Annotated in this window: 23 protein-coding genes; all 23 read left to right on the top strand. The window is 36.3% G+C overall.

Annotation, left to right across the window (positions count from 1 at the left end):
* Positions 1-303 precede the first annotated feature (303 nt).
* The 23 genes from V1503_RS16150 to ahrC all read left to right on the top strand — a co-directional run bounded on the left by V1503_RS16150 (position 304) and on the right by ahrC (position 20,053).
* The gene (locus V1503_RS16150; protein WP_410628204.1) at positions 304-825 is read left to right on the top strand and encodes a YqhR family membrane protein; all 522 of its coding nucleotides are present in this window, start codon (positions 304-306) and stop codon (positions 823-825) included.
* Between the two features lie 334 nt (positions 826-1,159).
* Positions 1,160-1,612: a type II 3-dehydroquinate dehydratase gene (gene aroQ / locus V1503_RS16155; RefSeq protein ID WP_410628206.1), complete on the top strand. Its 453-nt coding sequence runs from the start codon at positions 1,160-1,162 to the stop codon at positions 1,610-1,612.
* Positions 1,605-2,666, top strand: coding sequence for a M24 family metallopeptidase (locus V1503_RS16160; protein WP_410628208.1), 1,062 nt, complete (start codon positions 1,605-1,607; stop codon positions 2,664-2,666). Before aroQ ends, V1503_RS16160 begins: the two co-directional genes overlap by 8 nt.
* A gap of 56 nt (positions 2,667-2,722) precedes the next feature.
* The gene (efp, locus tag V1503_RS16165; protein ID WP_320207949.1) at positions 2,723-3,280 is read left to right on the top strand and encodes an elongation factor P; all 558 of its coding nucleotides are present in this window, start codon (positions 2,723-2,725) and stop codon (positions 3,278-3,280) included.
* Positions 3,281-3,943: 663 nt separating this feature from the next.
* Entirely contained in the window at positions 3,944-4,867 is a 924-nt protein-coding gene (gene spoIIIAA, locus V1503_RS16170; protein ID WP_320256875.1) for a stage III sporulation protein AA, read from the top strand.
* The gene (spoIIIAB, locus tag V1503_RS16175; RefSeq protein WP_214480223.1) at positions 4,868-5,380 is read left to right on the top strand and encodes a stage III sporulation protein SpoIIIAB; all 513 of its coding nucleotides are present in this window, start codon (positions 4,868-4,870) and stop codon (positions 5,378-5,380) included. It begins immediately after the preceding gene.
* 22 nt (positions 5,381-5,402) lie between these two features.
* A complete protein-coding gene (gene spoIIIAC, locus V1503_RS16180) occupies positions 5,403-5,609 on the top strand; it encodes a stage III sporulation protein AC (protein ID WP_214480222.1) in 207 nt (68 codons plus the stop codon).
* Between the two features lie 15 nt (positions 5,610-5,624).
* The gene (gene spoIIIAD, locus V1503_RS16185) at positions 5,625-6,017 is read left to right on the top strand and encodes a stage III sporulation protein AD (RefSeq protein WP_320208060.1); all 393 of its coding nucleotides are present in this window, start codon (positions 5,625-5,627) and stop codon (positions 6,015-6,017) included.
* 80 nt (positions 6,018-6,097) lie between these two features.
* On the top strand, positions 6,098-7,270 hold the full coding sequence (gene spoIIIAE / locus V1503_RS16190) for a stage III sporulation protein AE (protein WP_320256876.1): 1,173 nt from the start codon (positions 6,098-6,100) through the stop codon (positions 7,268-7,270).
* 27 nt (positions 7,271-7,297) lie between these two features.
* A complete protein-coding gene (gene spoIIIAF, locus V1503_RS16195) occupies positions 7,298-7,894 on the top strand; it encodes a stage III sporulation protein AF (RefSeq protein ID WP_214480220.1) in 597 nt (198 codons plus the stop codon).
* Positions 7,895-7,897: 3 nt separating this feature from the next.
* Entirely contained in the window at positions 7,898-8,551 is a 654-nt protein-coding gene (gene spoIIIAG, locus V1503_RS16200) for a stage III sporulation protein AG (protein ID WP_214480219.1), read from the top strand.
* 4 nt (positions 8,552-8,555) lie between these two features.
* The gene (locus V1503_RS16205) at positions 8,556-9,128 is read left to right on the top strand and encodes a SpoIIIAH-like family protein (protein ID WP_214480218.1); all 573 of its coding nucleotides are present in this window, start codon (positions 8,556-8,558) and stop codon (positions 9,126-9,128) included.
* A 238-nt stretch (positions 9,129-9,366) separates the two neighbouring features.
* Positions 9,367-9,885, top strand: coding sequence for an acetyl-CoA carboxylase biotin carboxyl carrier protein (accB, locus tag V1503_RS16210; RefSeq protein WP_320256877.1), 519 nt, complete (start codon positions 9,367-9,369; stop codon positions 9,883-9,885).
* A gap of 55 nt (positions 9,886-9,940) precedes the next feature.
* Positions 9,941-11,296, top strand: coding sequence for an acetyl-CoA carboxylase biotin carboxylase subunit (gene accC, locus V1503_RS16215; protein WP_410628216.1), 1,356 nt, complete (start codon positions 9,941-9,943; stop codon positions 11,294-11,296).
* Positions 11,297-11,317: 21 nt separating this feature from the next.
* Complete coding sequence (locus tag V1503_RS16220) at positions 11,318-11,719, top strand: Asp23/Gls24 family envelope stress response protein (RefSeq protein ID WP_320256878.1); 402 nt, start codon at positions 11,318-11,320, stop codon at positions 11,717-11,719.
* A 624-nt stretch (positions 11,720-12,343) separates the two neighbouring features.
* Positions 12,344-12,739 (top strand): transcription antitermination factor NusB, encoded by a 396-nt coding sequence (nusB, locus tag V1503_RS16225; RefSeq protein ID WP_214480214.1) that lies wholly within the window; start codon positions 12,344-12,346, stop codon positions 12,737-12,739.
* A gap of 25 nt (positions 12,740-12,764) precedes the next feature.
* On the top strand, positions 12,765-14,120 hold the full coding sequence (gene xseA / locus V1503_RS16230; protein ID WP_410628219.1) for an exodeoxyribonuclease VII large subunit: 1,356 nt from the start codon (positions 12,765-12,767) through the stop codon (positions 14,118-14,120).
* Positions 14,113-14,340 carry an exodeoxyribonuclease VII small subunit gene (locus V1503_RS16235; protein ID WP_214480212.1) on the top strand — a complete coding sequence of 76 codons (228 nt, stop codon included), beginning with the start codon at positions 14,113-14,115 and terminating at the stop codon, positions 14,338-14,340. The genes xseA and V1503_RS16235 overlap by 8 nt, the downstream gene beginning before the upstream one ends.
* 5 nt (positions 14,341-14,345) lie before the next feature.
* Positions 14,346-15,236, top strand: coding sequence for a polyprenyl synthetase family protein (locus tag V1503_RS16240; protein WP_410628222.1), 891 nt, complete (start codon positions 14,346-14,348; stop codon positions 15,234-15,236).
* A gap of 717 nt (positions 15,237-15,953) precedes the next feature.
* A complete protein-coding gene (locus tag V1503_RS16245; protein WP_214480210.1) occupies positions 15,954-16,559 on the top strand; it encodes a hypothetical protein in 606 nt (201 codons plus the stop codon).
* Between the two features lie 14 nt (positions 16,560-16,573).
* Positions 16,574-18,466 (top strand): 1-deoxy-D-xylulose-5-phosphate synthase, encoded by a 1,893-nt coding sequence (gene dxs, locus V1503_RS16250; RefSeq protein WP_214480209.1) that lies wholly within the window; start codon positions 16,574-16,576, stop codon positions 18,464-18,466.
* A gap of 4 nt (positions 18,467-18,470) precedes the next feature.
* Positions 18,471-19,298: a TlyA family RNA methyltransferase gene (locus V1503_RS16255; RefSeq protein ID WP_410628225.1), complete on the top strand. Its 828-nt coding sequence runs from the start codon at positions 18,471-18,473 to the stop codon at positions 19,296-19,298.
* Positions 19,299-19,603: 305 nt separating this feature from the next.
* Positions 19,604-20,053: a transcriptional regulator AhrC/ArgR gene (gene ahrC, locus V1503_RS16260; RefSeq protein ID WP_214480207.1), complete on the top strand. Its 450-nt coding sequence runs from the start codon at positions 19,604-19,606 to the stop codon at positions 20,051-20,053.
* The last annotated feature ends 10 nt before the right edge of the window (positions 20,054-20,063 follow it).

Below are 20,063 nucleotides of genomic sequence, written 5' to 3' on the forward strand. Positions count from 1 at the left end.
AGGTTGATGTGTCAATTGTTAAGGCTCTTTTCGTAAATTTTGTTGATATTTTTTATTATAGTAGAGCAATTTGAGAGATTTTACACGATTATTAATGTATTAAGAAGAACTCCTTTGCTAAATACATACCTATTTCATATCTGAATAGTATAAAAATTATACGAAAACAAGCGATGTAAATATATTATACCCGTTACAATGTATATTTACACATCTCTGCTAAAATTTCCTATTTGTACCACAGTTATAATTTACAAATATAAAGAAAATGAGGGGATATACTAGTATAAGAGGTGACTAAATATGGAATCAGAGCAACAAACATTAGAGCAAAATCAAAAGGAAACCCCGCTGCCACTTGTTACAAAGGTTATAGTAATAGGTTTATGTGGTGGGTTATTATGGAGTTCAATCTCGTACTTGGCGTACATCCTAAATTTTACTGAATTGAGTCCTAACCTTGTGTTATTACCTTGGGCAATAGGAGATTGGAAAAACCAGGTTTTAGGAAATGTGATTGGCATCATTGTTATTGGTCTTTTGTCAATCTTAACAGCATTGCTATATTATGGATTATTTAAGAAATACGACAATCTTTGGGTTGGGATATTATATGGAGTTGGTTTATGGTTACTTGTATTTTATTTTTTTAATCCAATATTTCCTGGGTTAAAAGACATGAACGAACTTTCAAGGAACACTGTTATCACTACAATCTGTGTTTACATATTATATGGTGTATTTATCGGATACTCCATTTCTTTTGAAGTGAATGAACTTAATGATCAAAGTCATCCGCAACAACCTTCAACAGAGAACGAATAGTTGTCAAAATATCTCTTTTCATATTATTTTATTACTATTGAAATAAAATTAAAACAGCAAGTTGAGACTGAATATGACTATCCTCTTTTAAAGAAAAGAAAGGATGTCTAGCTTGTAAACGTTTTTTATTTCTTCAAACGAAAAAACCATCAATTGAAAACAGCATTTGTAATCTTTGTGGCTATATTTTTTAAATTAGATAAGCCCAATTTCTTAATCAAATAACATTGGTATTAAAGAAAACTACGTAAAGGAAAAAGCGACTGAAAGAAGCTTCAGTTTATGGTAGAATGTTCTATGATTGAACATTTTTTGTGCAAGGAGATAAAAAGCTATGAATCGAGTCTTACTGATTAACGGACCTAACCTTAATCGGCTTGGTAAAAGGGAACCAACAGTATATGGAGTTGAGACATTAGAATCATTAGAAAAAAAATTAGATATATTTGCAAAGGACCAGCAGGTAGAACTTCATTGCTTCCAATCAAATCATGAAGGTGAAATCATAGATAAAATTCATCTTGCAGCAGTTAACTATGATGGGGTGATCATTAATCCAGGTGCCTTCACTCATTATAGCTATGCAATTTTAGATGCGATTTCAAGTATCTCTACACCTGTCATAGAGGTCCATATTTCAAATGTTCATGCTCGTGAGTCATTTCGACATGTGTCAGTAACAGCTCCTGCTACAATAGGACAGATTGTTGGCCTTGGTACCTATGGTTATAAACTTGCTTTATTAGCATTAATAGAAAAAATAAGGGGAAGTGAAAATAATGAGTAAATTAACAAAACTCCGCGAACAATTTTCCTCACACGATATCGATGGATTGTTAATTACCAATGGCTATAACCGTCGATATATTACAGGTTTTACTGGAACTGCAGGTGTAGCACTAGTTAGCTTACATAAGTCGGTTTTTATTACTGATTTCCGCTATGTTGAACAGGCAAATAAACAGATTAAAGGCTTTGATATTGTTCAGCATACAGCTCCCATTATGGAAGAGGTTGCAAAACAAGCAGAGTTGATGGGGATTAAAAAATTAGGATTCGAACAAGATAACATGACCTTCTCTACATATAAATCATATGAAAAGGAGTGCAGTGCAGAGTTAATTCCTGTTTCAGGTGTGATTGAAAAGTTACGGTTGATAAAGTCGGAGTCTGAGATTAAGATATTAAAGGAAGCTACGCAAATAGCTGATGCTGCCTATAAACATATTTTAGAATATATTAGACCGGGAATTACCGAGTTAGATGTGTCAAATGAGCTTGAATTTTTCATGAGAAAGCAAGGAGCCGTTTCCTCTTCGTTTGATATTATTGTGGCTTCTGGTTATCGTTCAGCTTTACCACATGGTGTTGCTAGCGATAAAGTGATTGAAAAAGGGGAGTTTGTTACATTAGATTTTGGAGCTTATTACAAAGGGTATTGTTCGGACATTACAAGAACAGTAGCAGTAGGTGAGGTAAGCGAAGAGCTTAAAAATATTTATCATATCGTTTTAGAAGCACAAATGCGTGGAATGAAAGGAATCAAGCCTGGTATGACAGGTAAAGAAGCTGATGCATTAACACGTGATTATATTCAGGAAAAAGGTTATGGTGAATATTTTGGACATTCAACAGGTCACGGATTAGGTATGGAAGTACATGAAAGTCCATCTCTTTCTTTTAAATCTGATACGGCACTAGTACCTGGAATGGTCGTCACAGTGGAACCAGGTATATATGTTGCTGGTCTTGGTGGGGTACGAATAGAGGATGATACAGTTATTACTGAGGATGGAAATGAATCACTTTCTCATTCAACAAAAGAGCTAATTATATTGTAACCTTCATTTAATAGGGTTTGAAATACACATAACAAAAATGGGAGGATATAACAGAGATGATTTCAGTTAATGATTTTAGAACAGGATTAACGGTAGAAGTAGACGGAGGTATTTGGAGAGTAATAGATTTCCAACACGTAAAACCAGGAAAAGGAGCAGCGTTTGTTAGATCTAAGCTTCGTAACCTTCGTACAGGTGCTATTCAAGAAAAAACTTTCCGTGCAGGTGAAAAAGTAGGGAAAGCACAAATCGATAATCGCAAAATGCAATATTTATATGCAAATGGTGATCAACATGTATTTATGGATAATCATACTTATGAACAAATTGAGTTACCTGAGACTCAAATCGAATATGAATTGAAATTCTTAAAAGAAAACATGCCAGTTGCTATCATGATGTATCAAGGTGAAACAATCGGAGTAGAACTACCGAACTCTGTAGAATTAGTCGTAACAGAAACAGAGCCTGGTATTAAAGGCGATACTGCTTCTGGAGGATCAAAGCCAGCAACTACTGAAACTGGGCTAATTGTTCAAGTTCCATTCTTCGTTAACGAAGGGGATAAGTTAGTCATTAATACTACAGATGGTACTTACGTTTCACGCGCATAATTGTTGAGAGTAATCCAAGCTGATAATCAACCTGAGTTTAAATAATAAAAAATGTAATATTCAACATAAAACACCCATGTACTTGAATCAAGTGTACATGGGTGTTTTTTTGTACGCTTTTTCCGAGTGATTAATCTAACTTAGTGAAAACAGTCGGCTCCGCATTTCAGAATTGTCTAGCTTCGCCTCCTTGCCTCTCAAGGCCACTTCAGCCAAACACCCGAAGTCAAAAAACGCCTTCTAGTGTATGGCTTCCAGTGCTTCCGCTTTTCTATTTGTCTAGCTCCAGCGCATATCCCCTCGAGGTCGCTTCGTCATATCAATCGAAGGCAAAAAGCGCCTTCAAGTGATATAACTCCAGCGCTTGTCGGGGATGAGCAATGCCTTCCGCTTTTCTATTTGTCTAGCTCCAGCGCATATCCCCTCGAGGTCGCTTCGTCATATCAATCGAAGGCAAAAAGCGCCTTCAAGTGATATAACTCCAGCGCTTGTCGGGAATGAGCAATGTGCTTCCGCTTTTCTTCAATAGTTGCAGTCATAAAGTGGTCAAGCTGACCATACATTGTGTTATAAGGACATTCAAGGAGAAGTAGGGTTTTAGCAAAGACTCATTTATGAAGAGTATGAAATTATTGGGATGTTCGTTAAATAGGGGGTGGAAAAATGGATGAGGTTTATAATGTGTTGCCACAGTCAATCTCTCTTCTTCTTACAAAATATTCTCCATCGACCCTCAAAAAAATAGAAGAAATACGAGTAAGAGTTACGAAACCACTGGAAGTTATCATTGATGGTAAACCACAGTTTCATCCATATTTGGTTACACATGAGGATGGACGCCAACTTCTAAATAAAATCAGCCAATATTCAATTTATACGTTAGAAGAGGAGCTTAGGAGAGGGTACATTACAATTGAAGGTGGACATCGGGTTGGCTTGGCAGGAAAGGTTATAACAGAAAATGGGAATGTGAAAGCGATTCGAAATGTGTCTTCTTTTAATATTCGAATTGCAAAGCAAAAGATAGGTGTGGCAAATCATTTAACAAATTATTTATATAACAACCGATGGCTAAATACGATTATAATCGGTCCACCGCAGACTGGAAAAACAACTCTACTCAGAGATATTACGCGGTTAATAAGTTTAGGGATAGCTGATGAGAATATCCAGCCATGTAAGGTAGGTATAGTTGATGAACGTTCTGAAATAGCTGGTAGTGTCAATGGTATCCCACAGCATGATCTTGGAGAAAGGGTAGATATCCTTGATGCTTGTCCAAAAGCAGAGGGTATGATGATGATGATTCGTTCTATGAGCCCTGATGTACTAGTAGTGGATGAAATTGGTAGAGTAGAAGATAGTGAGGCGATATTAGAAGCAGTAAACGCAGGGGTGAGATTATTTGTGACTGTGCATGGATACGAATGGCAGGATTTAAAAAAGCGTCCATCTCTTAAGCCCATTCTTGAAATGGAAGTGTTTGATCGGTTTATAGAATTGACGAGAAGGAATGGTCCAGGGACTGTTTCGCGAGTATTGAATGCTAGAGGTGAAAACATCATGAGTAAAGTGAGAGTGACCTAAATGAAGTTTCTTGGTGCAGTGATAATACTAATTGCTTCTACGTGGACAGGTTTTGAAGCTGCTAAGCAATTAACGGAGAGACCACGTCAACTTAGGCAGTTAAAGGTGGCATTACAATCACTCGAGGCAGAAATCATGTATGGTCATCTTCCGCTGCATGATGCAGCTATGAATTTGGCAACTCAACTTCAAAAACCACTCTCCTGGTTGTTTGAGGGTTTTGCGAAAAATCTAGAGGCAAGTGATACAAGTGTAAAAGATGCTTGGAATAAGAGCTTACAGGAAGTATGGAAGTTTACATCTTTAAAAGCAGGAGAAATGGAGATACTTAGGCAATTTGGCGAGACTCTTGGTCAGCACGACCGTACTTCACAACAAAAGCATATACTGTTAGCTTTAAATCATTTAGAAAGAGAAGAGAATGAGGCGAAGGAACAACAGTTACGATATGAAAAAATGGTGAAAAGTTTAGGATTTTTAGGTGGTTTATTACTAATAATTTTATTGCTGTAGTGATTAGGAGGAGAAGTACATCGTGGGCATAGATGTGGATGTCATATTTAAGATAGCTGGCGTAGGTATAGTAGTTGCATTTCTCCATACAATTTTAAAACAAATGGGAAAAGAAGATTACGCACATTGGGTAACCTTATTAGGTTTTGTTTATATTTTGTTTATGGTAGCTTCAATTGTCGATGACTTATTTAAAAAAATTAAGTCAGTCTTTTTGTTTCAAGGGTAAGCGAGGTGTTTAGTCATTGAAATTGTTCAAATTGTTGGTATTGGTTTGATTGCTACGTTCTTAGCGATGATTGTCAATGAACAAAAACCATCATTTGCATTTTTACTCGTTGTGTTTGTTAGCTGTATTATTTTTCTATTTCTAATAGATCAAATCTATGAAGTTATTCGAATGATAGAAAAAATAGCTGTGAATGCTAATGTGAATATGGTATACATCGAAACGATCATGAAGATTATTGGAATTGCATATATAGCAGAATTTGGTGCGCAGATTACTAAAGATGCAGGTCAAGGAGCAATTGCTACTAAGATAGAATTAGCCGGCAAAATATTAATTTTAACGATGGCTATCCCTATTTTAACTGTCATCATTGAAACGATCATAAGATTAATCCCATCAATATGAAACATATGGATAGAGGGGAAATTAAATACCTTGCATGCTAATGTTCTAAAAGAGTTCACTTTGTGTAGGAGGTAAACAAATTGAAGCAACTATGTTTAATATTTTGCGCTTCAGCTTTGTTTTTGTTTTTTTTCTTTCCGAATAATGTACAAGCATCTTCCCCTCAACAAGATTTTGTTGATCAACAGTTGGAGGCACTTGGGATTGAAGAAATTAAACAGTTTTGGGATGAAATAGTGACGAAGTATGGTGGCTTTTTACCTGAAAGCCAAAAAGGTAGTTTTTTTGATTTTGTCCGTGGTGAGAAAGAATTCTCAATTCAACAGTGGTTAATGGGGTTAGTAAAATTTTTATTTTACGAACTTGCCGCAAATGGAAAGCTATTAGGAACTTTACTAATGCTAACAATTTTAAGTATGTTTTTGCAAACAGTTCAAAATGCTTTTGAACAGCAAACGGTTAGTAAAGTGGCTTATGCTCTCGTATATATGGTGCTAATCATCATTGCTTTAAACAGCTTTCATATTGTTATCCAATTTACGAAAGAGGCAATAGAAGTCATGACGAATTTCATGATTGCGTTAATTCCGCTTTTACTAGCACTAATTGCTACTTCTGGAGGCATTATCTCAGCTGCTTTTTTTCATCCGATCATTCTTTTTTTGATGAACACAAGTGGTTTATTAATAAATTATATTGTGCTACCCCTATTATTCTTATCTGCATTATTAAGTATTGTAAGTACACTAACTGACCATTATAAAGTAACGCAGTTGGCTCAATTGTTAAAAAGCATAAGCATTGGTTTACTCGGTACTTTTTTAACTGTATTTCTAGGCGTTATTTCAGTTCAAGGATCATCCTCTGCGGTGACAGATGGAATCACTATTCGTACTGCTAAATTTGTAACAAACAATTTTGTCCCTGTCATTGGTCGGATCTTCACTGAAACGACTGATACAGTCATAAGTGCATCTTTACTATTAAAAAACACTGTCGGTATAGTTGGAGTAGCAATATTGTTATTAATTGCGGTATTCCCAGCGCTGAAAATATTATCAATAGCAGTTATTTATAAATTGACTGCAGCTTTGATACAACCTATTGGCGGTGGTCCTGTTATAGATTGCTTAGATATTATTAGCAAAAGTATTATCTATATTTTTGCTGCTTTAGCAATCGTATCACTTATGTTTTTTCTAAGTATTACAGTAATTATTGCAGTTGGAAATATGACTATGATGGTGAGGTAGTTTTTTATAGCTGATGAGGTGAATGATGTGGAGTTTTTGCTTGAATGGATTACAAATGTCATCTTGTTTCTTCTTCTTGCAACAGTCATAGATTTATTAATTCCGGATACTAGCATACAAAAATATGTCAAAATGGTCACTGGTTTATTATTAATTACAATTATAATTACCCCACTTCTTCAACTACTGTCAACAGACATCGACCAAATCTTTTCATCAATGAATACAAAATCAGAGTTTCAAGAAGAAATGTTAGAAAATGAAATTGAAATGAAGAAAAAAGAAATACAAGCATCACATCGTGCATATATTTTAGAACAAACGGCTGTCCAAATGAAAGAAGATGTGGAAGAGGAGTTGATAGAAACGTATGGATACATGATTCAAGATATAGAAATCTTTCTTACTGATGACACAGTAACCGGAGTCGAAGTGATGGTGACAAAATATCATGCAGATGGAGTTACAGTTCCAGTTGTGAAATCAATTAGTATAAATACCTCCCAACCAATGAAGAAAAATAACAAGTCAGTAGCAGAACAAGATATTTCTAAGCATTTATCGGACGCATGGGAAATTGATTCAGAACTCATACATGTACAAATGGAAGGGGGGAGTAGTTAACAAGTGGAGAAAAATAGAGGGTTTATACAATGGATACAAAACTTCCTTTCAAAAAATAATGGTAGCAATGATAAAACAAAATCTAAGTATATATATGTACTTATATTGTTAGTATTGGGTGTCGTTTTAATACTATTAAATAATGTGATGTTTCCTAGTGAAGAAGCTTCATATACGAATCCATCTTTGTTAACTGAAGAGCAAAAGGATACACCTGTTTTTGGCGCGAAAAATACGCAAGATGAATCAATGAGTGATTATGAGACGAACTATGAAAATCAATTAAAGGATCTATTAGAACAGGTAGAGGGTGTAGGAGATGTAGCAGTGAGTGTTAACTTAGACTCAACTGAAATAAATGTGCTAGAGAAAAGCACTACAACATCGACCCAAACGACAAAAGAGACTGATAGAGAAGGTGGAAAAAGAGAAGTAGAAGATTGGTCTGTTGATGAACAAGCCATAATTATACGAGACGGTGAGAAGGAGACACCTATTGTTTTAACAACGAAAAAGCCTAAAGTTCGTGGGGTTCTAGTAGTTGCGAAGTTAGAAGATATGCAAGCTAAAAAAAGGGTGAAGGATGCAGTTATAAAATTGTTAGATGTACCTAGTCATAGAGTAGAAGTATTGCCGAAAAAATCTGAGGGGGAATGAGTAGATGCTTTTAAAAAAACAAACTGTATGGTTGTTAACGATGGTGGCTTTGGTTCTAATATTATCTGTATATTATATTACTAGTGATGGCGGAACGAGAAATGATTTAGCTTTTATTAATCAAGAGATGGTAGAAGAAGAACAATCTGGAACTGTAGTAGAAATTAGTGAACAAGGAAGTATGAGCGATATGGTAGAAGGATTGGAAGAAGATTCTCTTACTTTGTCTGCTGACGATTGGATTATAGCAAAACGCATGCAGCTACAAGATATAAGAAGTAAAGAGATGGAGAAATTACAAGACATTGCAGCTTCAAAAACTGCCACGATTGCTCAAATTAACGAGGCAGCAAGTAAACTTGAGGAACTTGAAACATTAAGTGCAAAAGAAGATACATTAGAAGTGTTAATTGAGTCCATGGGCTATGTTGCTGCACTTGTTGAGACAAATGGAAATAATGTGGAAGTAACTGTGCAGGCAGAAGCTTTATCTGCGAGCGAGGCTAATGCGATCATCAAGAAGGTGAATGAGGAATTTCAAGAAAGGAAAGATGTGCTAGTTAAGCACAATCCATAAAAAACAACATAGGTAACTGATTAATAGTATTTGTAAAGGTAATATAAATGTAAGTGGAAAAATATTTTTTAACCCAGCCGGCATAAGCGCCAGCTGGGTTTTTACGTACTTTAAAGAAAATAGTGTAGAATAATTTTTATACGAATGTTGTTAAACTGTTGAATTGAAATAGGTGTCTATCGTATGATGATGGTATGAGATACTAGAAACAAGTATAAGTTAAATAAGGAGTGCTCATATGTTGAAAATTCAAGAGATTCGAGAATTAATTAAACTAGTTGACCAATCAAATATTGACGAATTTGTTTATGAGAATGAAGGTTCAAAAATTAAAATGAAAAAACAAGGGACCGTTACTAAACAAATCATTAGTAACATTGCTGTTGAGGAAGCACAAAAGCATCAACCTGTTGCACCAACAACTGAACTAAGTTCAAGTCCGGTGTCAGAAGTTACCGCTGAAAGCAGTAACGTACGCGTGGAAAAAGAAAGAAAAGATATTGAAGAACATACAGATTTACATAAGATTACTTCTCCAATGGTTGGAACTTTTTATGCTGCTCCATCACCTGATAGTGACAAATACGTTTCAGTAGGTGATAGTGTGCAAAACAACACAGTAGTTTGTATTGTAGAGGCAATGAAGTTATTTAATGAAATTGAAGCAGAAGTAAAAGGAGAAATCGTAGACATTCTTGCAGAAGATGGCCAACTTGTAGAATATGGTCAGCCCTTGTTCCTTGTGAAGCCTGTGTAAGTGAGTTTTCAATAAGAGAACAAAGAGGATGGAGTAGAACAGGAGAGAATGACGAATGATAAAAAAATTATTAATTGCAAACAGGGGTGAAATTGCTGTACGCATCATTCGAGCATGTACAGAGTTGGGAATAGAAACTGTTGCAGTATTTTCTGAGGCTGACCGTGACGCATTACATGTACAAATGGCAGACGAGGCTTATTGTATTGGACCTACCGCGTCAAAAGATAGCTATTTAAATTTTACAAATATTATTAGTGTAGCAACACTTACAGGTAGTGATGCTATTCATCCTGGCTACGGTTTTTTAGCTGAAAATGCAGATTTCGCTGATCTATGCAGGGAATGTAATATTACATTTGTTGGTCCAAGCCCAGAAGCGATCAACAAAATGGGTACTAAGGATGTAGCTAGAGAGACTATGAAGGAAGCTGATGTTCCAATTGTACCTGGGTCCCAAGGTATAATTAATAGTACGGATGAAGCAGTACGATTAGCTAACGACATTGGGTATCCTGTTATTATCAAAGCGACAGCGGGTGGTGGAGGAAAAGGCATTCGTGTCGCAGAAGATGAACAAGAATTAATAAATGGTATCAACATTACTCAACAAGAGGCAGCAACTGCGTTTGGGAATTCTGGAGTTTATATTGAAAAATATGTTCAAGATTTTCGTCATGTAGAGATTCAAGTATTAGCCGATAACTATGGAAATGTCATTCATTTAGGTGAACGTGATTGTTCGATTCAACGTCGTCTCCAAAAGCTTGTAGAGGAAACACCGTCACCTGCACTAAATGAAGAAATACGTGAACGAATGGGAAGTGCAGCAGTTAAAGCGGCTGCAGCTGTAAACTATTCAGGAGCAGGAACGGTAGAGTTTATTTTTGACTATAACGAAAACGCGTTCTACTTCATGGAAATGAATACGAGGATTCAAGTTGAGCATCCAGTTACAGAGATGGTAACAGGAGTTGATTTAATAAAAGAACAAATCCGTGTAGCTTCTGGAGAAAAGCTTGCATACACCCAAGAAGACATTACATATACTGGATGGTCAATTGAATGTAGGATAAATGCAGAAAATCCTGAGAAGAACTTTATGCCTTCACCTGGAAGAATTAATATGTACTTACCGCCAGGAGGCTACGGGGTTCGTGTAGATTCGGCAGCATATCCTGGGTATATGATTCCACCATATTATGACTCAATGATAGCAAAATTAATTACCTATGGAAAAACTAGAGATGAAGCAATTGATAGAATGAAAAGGGCATTAAAGGAATTTGTAATCGAAGGAGTTCATACAACTATACCTTTTCATATGAATTTGTTAGAACATGAAAAATTTGTAGAAGGAAATTTTAATACTAAATTTCTTGAATTATATGATGTAATGGGCAATAAATAAAAATATAGGAGGTGTATTAAAATGGAAAGCAACTTATTAGAAATGAACCAAGGGAATAATAGTTTAGGGAAAATCGAAATTGCTCCTGAAGTAATTGAGGTTATAGCAGGCATAGCTGCATCTGAGATTGAGGGTATTGCACAAATGCGAGGAAACTTTGCTTCTGGAGTAGTTGAGAGGCTAGGTATAAAAAATCATGGTAAAGGTGTTAAGGTTGAACTCACTGAAGAGGGTGTTTCAATAGACGTGTACTGTATGGTGAAGTTTGGAGTTTCGATCCCGAGTATAGCTCATCAAGTACAAGACAACGTGCGTCAGACACTATTGAATATGACTGCTTTGGATGTTGATGAAGTTAACATTCACGTAGTAGGAGTTCAATTTGAGAACCCTACACAAGAGACTGAAATAGAAGAACTTTAATACAGCTACAAACTATTGTTATTATCGTTTGAAAAATTAACTAATGACTAAAAAGGGTCAAACCCGCTACCTACCTTTGTATAATGAGTGATTCTGAAGATATTATACAAGGTTTTAGGAGTAATGTGGTTTGATCCTTATTTTTGCGTTTTTTAGTATATGTTAGAGTGTGTTATTGACCTTAGTTTCAATGAGATGGAATACAAACTTCGACTGCTTACTTGATGTTCAAATATACTGTAGTGAATCAACTTCAGAGCTCATCCAGAAAGTTAGGGTAAACACATTTTATCGTATCCAAGAATTGCAGATGTTTTTCGTATTAGAGATCTAGTACGATGTGCAACCTGCTCGGGGTCATAAAGGCTCAAGAAGGTTAAAGAAACAATCTTCCACTAGTCTTTTTTTTGCTCGTCACCACTCTTTTCTTGGTGTCTAGCTCCAGTATATGACTTCAGCGCTTGTCAGGGATGATCAATGCTCTTCTACTTTAGGTGATTGTACTAAGGTGTTTGAATTGTGTTATGATCATGTTATGATAAATCGACAATATAGTTACTATTTGACAACATTCATAAAATAATGGTACGTGTTGTAGTAAAGTTTATAAAGGAGAAGGAAGTTATGAAACGTCGTACTGCTAGAAAAAAGGCACTACAAGCATTATTTCAAATTGACATAAGTGATATTGAATCAAAGGAAGCTATTGACAATGTAATTGGTGAACAACATAGCGATCCTTTCCTAGAAGAAATAGTCATAGGTGTAGCAAAGCACCAGGCTGAGATAGATGAACATATTCGTAAGCATTTAGAGAATTGGACGATAGAACGGGTAGCAAATGTTGATCGGTCCATATTACGCATTGCGGTGTTTGAAATGATGTATATAGATGAAATACCAACAAACGTAAGTATTGATGAGGCAATTGAATTAGGCAAGCTTTTTGGCGATGAACAGTCTGGGAAATTTATAAATGGTGTGTTATCAAAAATAAGTAATTCGATAAATAGGACATAACAATATTCCAAGGGGTTTTTGTTATATGGGTGAAAAAAAATTTGTAACAGTAACTGCGTTAACAAAATATGTGAAACGTAAGTTTGATGTTGACCCTCATTTACAAGATATATGGGTAAAAGGTGAAATTTCAAACTTCACCTTGCATAGCCGTGGACATATGTATTTCACCTTAAAAGATGAGGGAGCAAAAATTCAAGCAGTCATGTTTGCTAAGCAAAATCGCACGTTAAAATATAAACCTGAAAATGGTATGAAGGTGTTACTCAGGGGAGAAATATCGGTATATCAATCCAGTGGATCATATCAGGTCTACGTTAAAGAAATGGAACCTGATGGCATAGGTAGCTTGTATACTGCATTTGAAGAACTAAAAAAAAGGCTTGATGAGGAAGGGCTATTTTTATCTAAGCACAAAAAAAATATTCCTAAGTTTCCACGAAACATTGGTGTTATAACTTCCCCGACTGGAGCTGCAGTTAGAGATATATTAACTACTATTAAAAGGCGTTATCCTATAGCGAATGTAATAATATTACCAGCTCTTGTACAAGGTGAATATGCACCACAATCACTAGTTGAAAAAATAAAATATGCGAATCAACTAGCATATTTAGATGTATTAATCGTTGGTAGAGGTGGGGGCTCAATTGAAGAATTATGGGCGTTTAACGAGGAAAGCGTTGTAAGGGAAATCTTTGCTTCATCGATACCAGTCATCTCTGCTGTAGGTCATGAGACAGATTTTACGATTTCAGATTTTGTTGCAGATTTAAGAGCACCTACTCCCACAGGAGCAGCTGAAATGGCAGTGCCTAAATTATCCGACGTTGCTGAACGGTTATCACAAAATAAAGTCCGTCTTATAAAGTTGATGAAACAAAGGCTAGTTAATGAAGCAGATCAATTAAGTCATATGAAAAAATCATATGCATTTCGGTATCCACAACAACTTTATGCCCAAAAAAACCAAGAGCTTGATCGCATGCTAGAACAGCTTAAACGTTCAGCTAGCCGATTAGTTAGCGTGAAACAAGACAGTGCCGAGCATTTAATGAAACGTTTAATCCAAAAGCATCCTAAAGAAATAATTCATAAATCATTGGAGCAACATTCTTTAACAACAAAAGCTCTTCAAAAAGAAATACAAAATGTTGTAAAGCAAAAGCAACTCTTATTTACCTCTAATGTTTCTAAATTAGATGCTTTAAGTCCACTGAAAGTAATGGATAGAGGATTTAGCCTAGTCTATGATAAAAATGATCTTATAGTAAAAAGTGTTGAAAGAGTAAAAGTGAATGATAGCCTAACAATACAAATGAAAGATGGTAAAGTAGCTTGTGAAGTTTGCAGTGTAGAGGAGCGAATGATAGATGAATAAGGAGATAACATTTGAACAAGCAATGGAGCAGCTTGAAAAGATTGTTGAGAAACTTGAAGAAGGAGATGTTCCTCTGGAGGAGGCAATTGATTTCTTTAAAGAAGGTATGAAACTTTCATCATTTTGTCATGAAAAACTACAAAATGTAGAAAAACAAATGGATCAAATACTTCGTGAAGACGGTGAGCTTGAACCTTTCACTATTCGAGAGGATGAGTGACATACATGCAAGTAGAAGTAGCAGAATATTTGTCGGAACAAAAAAAAGTTATTGAAAAAAATTTATTAACTGGCATACAAGCATTGTCCTCACCTGACATTTTAAAGGAATCTATGAATTATTCTCTTCAAGCTGGTGGAAAAAGGCTAAGACCAATGTTGTTACTTGCTACATTACGTGCTTTTAACAAAAATGAAGATCTTGGAATTGATGTGGCGGTTGCAATAGAATTAATACATACATACTCACTAGTTCATGATGATCTCCCAAGCATGGATGATGATGATTTGCGTAGAGGAAACCCTACGAATCATAAAGTGTTTGGTGAAGCTATGGCTATTTTAGCAGGAGATGCATTGTTGACATATAGTTTCCAATTAATTGCTGACATAAACCATCCATCGGTATCACCTGAAGTCAAGTTGTTACTTATAACAAAGCTCGCTCAAGCTGCAGGGCCCGAAGGTATGGTTGGTGGTCAAGTTGCTGACATACAAAGTGAAGGAAAAACACCTTCAATCGAGACGTTGGAATATATTCATAAGCACAAAACAGGTAAGCTCCTTGCTTACAGTGTGATTGCTGGAGCTATACTTGCAGGAGCATCAGATGCGCAATTAAGTGTTCTGAAAGAATTCGCAATGCATATTGGATTGGCATTTCAAATAAGGGATGACATATTAGATATTGAAGGTTCTGAGGACAAAATAGGGAAGCCTATAGGTAGTGATGAAGAACTGGATAAGATGACATACCCAGCTTTATTAACCTTGAGTGGTGCAAAAGAAAAACTGTCTTTCCACATCACTCATGCAAAGTTTAAATTACAGCAAGCGAATATCAATCATGATATTCTAGAATATATATGTGATCTTATTGCAACTAGGGAAAATTAAGCTTAAAATTACGATCAATTGAGAAATACTTAATTTTATGGTATATTTAATTTTAGCTAGGGGTGGTGCAGTATTCTAGTCAAACCACCGTTCCTGAAGGCGGGCCTAAAAATCCGCCAAAGGGCATATCGATGAAGTTCCTTGTGTCGGCTTGAGGCGCCCAGCCTTGGGTTGGTGCTGGGAGTTAAGGTTGCTGGGCGATCCACAATGGCATGTGGGCGTTGACCCAGCTTCCGCGGAGGCCCATACTTGTAGATTTATTAAATCTATGGGATGGGGAATGAACCTGTCACTGTAAGTCAAATTACAAGCAGCGTAGCCTGCCTTGAGTGGAGTTTGAGGGGATTATGGTTTAAGGTATACATCAGTTGGCCATTGATATATGCCTCATCAGTCCATATGAAATCATCTCTGCAAAAGAGGATAAGGATTTGGTTAAGGTTTGTTGAGGAAAACTCCTAGACTGTTCCATTGACATGAAAAGAGGATTATAGTACGGACTAAGTGGTAATCCAGTCTAGCATATGGTGACATAGCTAAAACAAGTTTGAAGGGAAACCGCCAAAGTGGCAACGCTTGGTACTTGCTTGGGAAAACCTACTGGACCTAAGCCGTAATTTTTACTCTTTTCATGACCACCCTACTATACATAATAAATTGACATTTATGTTTGAATATAAGATAGGAAATACGGTTGAATAGGGTGTAGTATACCACATGAAACAAGTTTTTCGACAATCAATAAATTGGAGCATGGGGATTGCCGTTATCACTTTTGTGTTAGCGGCTCTTTTTTCAGTTGTATCTACAAGTATGTTAAGCGGCGTAACTTGGGGATTAGGCATGCTCATCGTTTTAGCAATTGTATTAACTGGAATATTTTTTGATATGATAGGAATAGCTGCTACTGCTGCTAACGAAGTGCCATTTCATTCAATGGCTTCAAAAAAAATAAATGGAGCAAAACCAGCGATCCGAATCGTTCGCAATGCAGATAAATTTGCGAGCTTCTGTAATGATGTAATTGGTGATATATCTGGAATTATTAGTGGAACTGCTTCGGCGGTAGTGATTGTCCAGTTCACTGTATCTTTTCATTATAATGAAGGCTCGTTTTTCCAAATTATTGTATCAGTGATTTTTACAAGTGTAGTGGCTGCATTGACGGTTGGTGGAAAAGCAATGGGGAAATCACTAGCACTTGCATATTCTACAGAGATTATTTTTCAAGTTGGTAAGTTGTTTTATTTTCTTGAAGAAAAGTTTAATATTGAACTATTAAAGGATAAAAAGAAGAAAAACAAGCAAAGAAAAACCAGATGAAGGTGAGTGGTCCTATGGATCTATCGACAATAAAAGATCCTCGTTTTTTAAAAAACTTATCAAGTCACGAACTAGAACAACTAACTGAAGAAATTCGTAAGTTTTTAATTGGAAAGCTCTCGAAGACCGGTGGTCATATTGGACCCAATTTAGGAGTTGTTGAACTGACGATCGCCTTACACAAAGTATTCGACAGCCCTAAGGATAAATTTCTTTGGGATGTCGGTCATCAGTCCTATGTTCACAAAATATTGACGGGCCGTGCCAATGAATTTGATACGCTTAGAAAATATCAAGGCTTATGTGGCTTTCCGAAAATGAATGAAAGTGAACATGATGTTTGGGAAACAGGTCACAGTTCAACATCATTATCTGCAGCGATGGGAATGGTATTAGCTAGAGACCTAAAGAAAACTAATGACATCATTATACCAATCATTGGTGATGGTGCAATTACAGGTGGTATGGCTCTAGAAGCACTAAACCATATCGGTCATGAAAAAAAGAATATTCTTGTAGTTTTAAACGATAATGAGATGTCTATTGCACCGAATGTAGGTGCACTTCATACTGTTTTAGGTCGGCTTAGGACAGCAGGTAAATACCATTGGGTAAAAGATGAGTTAGAGATGCTATTGAAGAAAATCCCATCAGTAGGGGGGAAACTTGCAACAACAGCAGAACGTGTCAAAGATAGTCTTAAGTACCTGCTAGTATCTGGAGTGTTTTTTGAGGAGTTAGGATTCACCTACTTAGGACCAGTAGATGGTCATAATTATGAAGATTTATTCGAAAATCTTCATTATGCTAAAAAAACTGAAGGTCCAGTTCTTCTACATGTCATTACCAAAAAGGGAAAAGGCTATTACCCAGCAGAATCTGATAAAGTTGGTACATGGCACGGAACAGGGCCATACAAGATAGAAACTGGTGATTTAATAAAACCAGTGAATACGCCTCCATCTTGGAGTGGTTTAGTTAGTGAAACGGTTCGTAAATTAGCACGCAACGATGATAGAATTGTCGCTGTTACACCCGCAATGCCTGTAGGATCGAAGTTAGAAGGCTTCGCTAGTGAATTTCCTGACCGTATGTATGATGTAGGAATCGCTGAACAGCATGCTGCCACGATGGCAGCTGGCTTAGCAACACAAGGGATGAAGCCTTTTTTAGCGATTTACTCTACATTCTTACAGAGAGCATATGACCAAGTCGTCCACGATATTTGCCGACAAAACTTAAATGTATTTTTAGGAATTGACCGTGCTGGTTTAGTAGGTGCTGATGGGGAAACACATCAAGGTGTATTTGACATTGCTTTTCTCCGTCATATTCCTAATATCGTGCTGATGATGCCGAAAGATGAGAATGAAGGCCAACATATGGTTCATACTGCAATACAGTATGATGATGGCCCAATTGCACTTCGTTTTCCACGAGGTAATGGTCTAGGTGTTGCTTTAGACGAAGAATTGAAAGCAATACCGATTGGTAGTTGGGAAATTCTTAAGGATGGATCCGATGCTGTTATATTAACATTTGGTACGACGATCGGAATGGCTTTGGAAGCAGCCGATATGTTAGCGAAAGAGAATGTTTCAGTACAAGTCGTTAACGCACGTTTTATCAAGCCTCTCGATGAAAAGATGCTAACAACAATATTGAAAAGAAAGATACCGATTGTAACAGTTGAAGAAGCTGTGTTGCAAGGTGGTTTTGGCAGTGCTATTCTAGAATTTGCGCACGACCAAAGCTTTTATGACGCGCATATTGAGAGAATGGGAATTCCGGATCGATTTATAGAGCATGGCAGTGTAAAAGACTTATTGGCAGAAATTGGGCTGACCAGTGAAGCAGTCGCAGATAGAATAAGAAAAAGTATACCTAAAATTCAAAAAAGGGCATAAAAGAATGAAAGTTAAGAAAGAACGAGTAGACGTGTTATTAGTGGAACGTGGGTTAGCTGAGTCCAGAGAAAAAGCAAAACGCTTGATTATGGCAGGGTTAATTTATTCAAACGAAATTAGACTCGATAAACCTGGTGAAAAAGTTGATGTTACGATTCATTTATCTGTGAAGGGGAACGATCATCCATATGTTAGTCGAGGCGGGTTAAAGCTTGAAAAAGCACTAAAATACTTTGATATAACTGTGGAACATAAAACGATGATTGATATTGGTTCATCTACAGGAGGGTTTACTGATTGTGCTTTGCAAAATGGTGCAAGGCTATCCTATGCCATTGATGTTGGTTATAATCAATTGGCGTGGAAACTGAGGCAGGATGAAAGAGTTATCGTGATGGAGAGAATGAATTTTCGTTATATTAAACCAACAGATTTAACAAATGGAATGCCAAATTTTGCATCAATAGATGTATCCTTTATCTCTTTACGTTTAATACTCCCTGTACTTAAAACATTGCTTATGGAAAATAGTGATGTAGTAGCCCTTGTGAAACCTCAATTTGAAGCAGGTAAAGAATTCGTAGGCAAGAAGGGAATCGTTCGGGATAAAAATGTTCATCTATCAGTATTAAATGCAATTGTTCAATTTGCAGATGAGCAAGGGTATGATGTTATGGATGTTACATTTTCTCCAATAACAGGTGGTGATGGGAATATAGAATTCCTTCTTCATCTTAAATGGTCTGCAACAGACCAGAAAGTTGACCAATTTCATACTGAAGTTATTGAAAAAGTTGTAGAGAATGCACATGAAGAGTTAAGGAAAAAATAATTGTTACTACAATGGAATCTTTTTATCTAAGGATTCTGTCGTAACCGTTGTTGTATTGTTAACAAATTAGAACATCAAGATGAGGATATAAATGAGATGTTGTTCTATTGAACAGTTGAAAAGATGCCTCTAGCATGTGTAGGTGTTTAACAACCACCCATGTGGAAACAGCATGGTCTAATTTTAACTATTTTGTAAACAATGCATAATTCAAATATGCACATGCCGACCATTCAGGTAATATAAGATTATGAGTATCACACCTTTATAATGGACGAAATAATTATACATGAGAGGTGCTTAGCATGAACAAGGGGCAAAGACATATAAGGATAAGGGATATCATTACTAATAATGAGATAGAGACACAGGATGAACTAGTTGACATACTGAAGGAAGCTGGCTTTAATGTAACACAGGCTACAGTATCCCGAGATATAAAAGAACTCCATCTAGTAAAGGTTCCAACCATGGATGGAAGATATAAATACAGCTTGCCAGCAGATCAACGTTTTAATCCGTTACAGAAATTAAAAAGATCATTAATTGATGCATTTGTTGGGATAGATGGCGCTAGTCATTTACTAGTAATGAAAACGTTACCTGGCAATGCCCATGCTATTGGTGCTCTAATTGATAACCTTGATTGGGAAGAAATATTAGGAACAATTTGTGGAGACGATACTTGCTTGATCATTTGTAGAACGCCTGATGATAGAGAGATCATATCTCAACGGTTTTTAGATATGCTGTAAGTGAGGTGTG

It is taken from the genome of Nanhaiella sioensis, from assembly GCF_046557775.1.
Taxonomy (GTDB): domain Bacteria; phylum Bacillota; class Bacilli; order Bacillales; family SM2101; genus Nanhaiella; species Nanhaiella sioensis.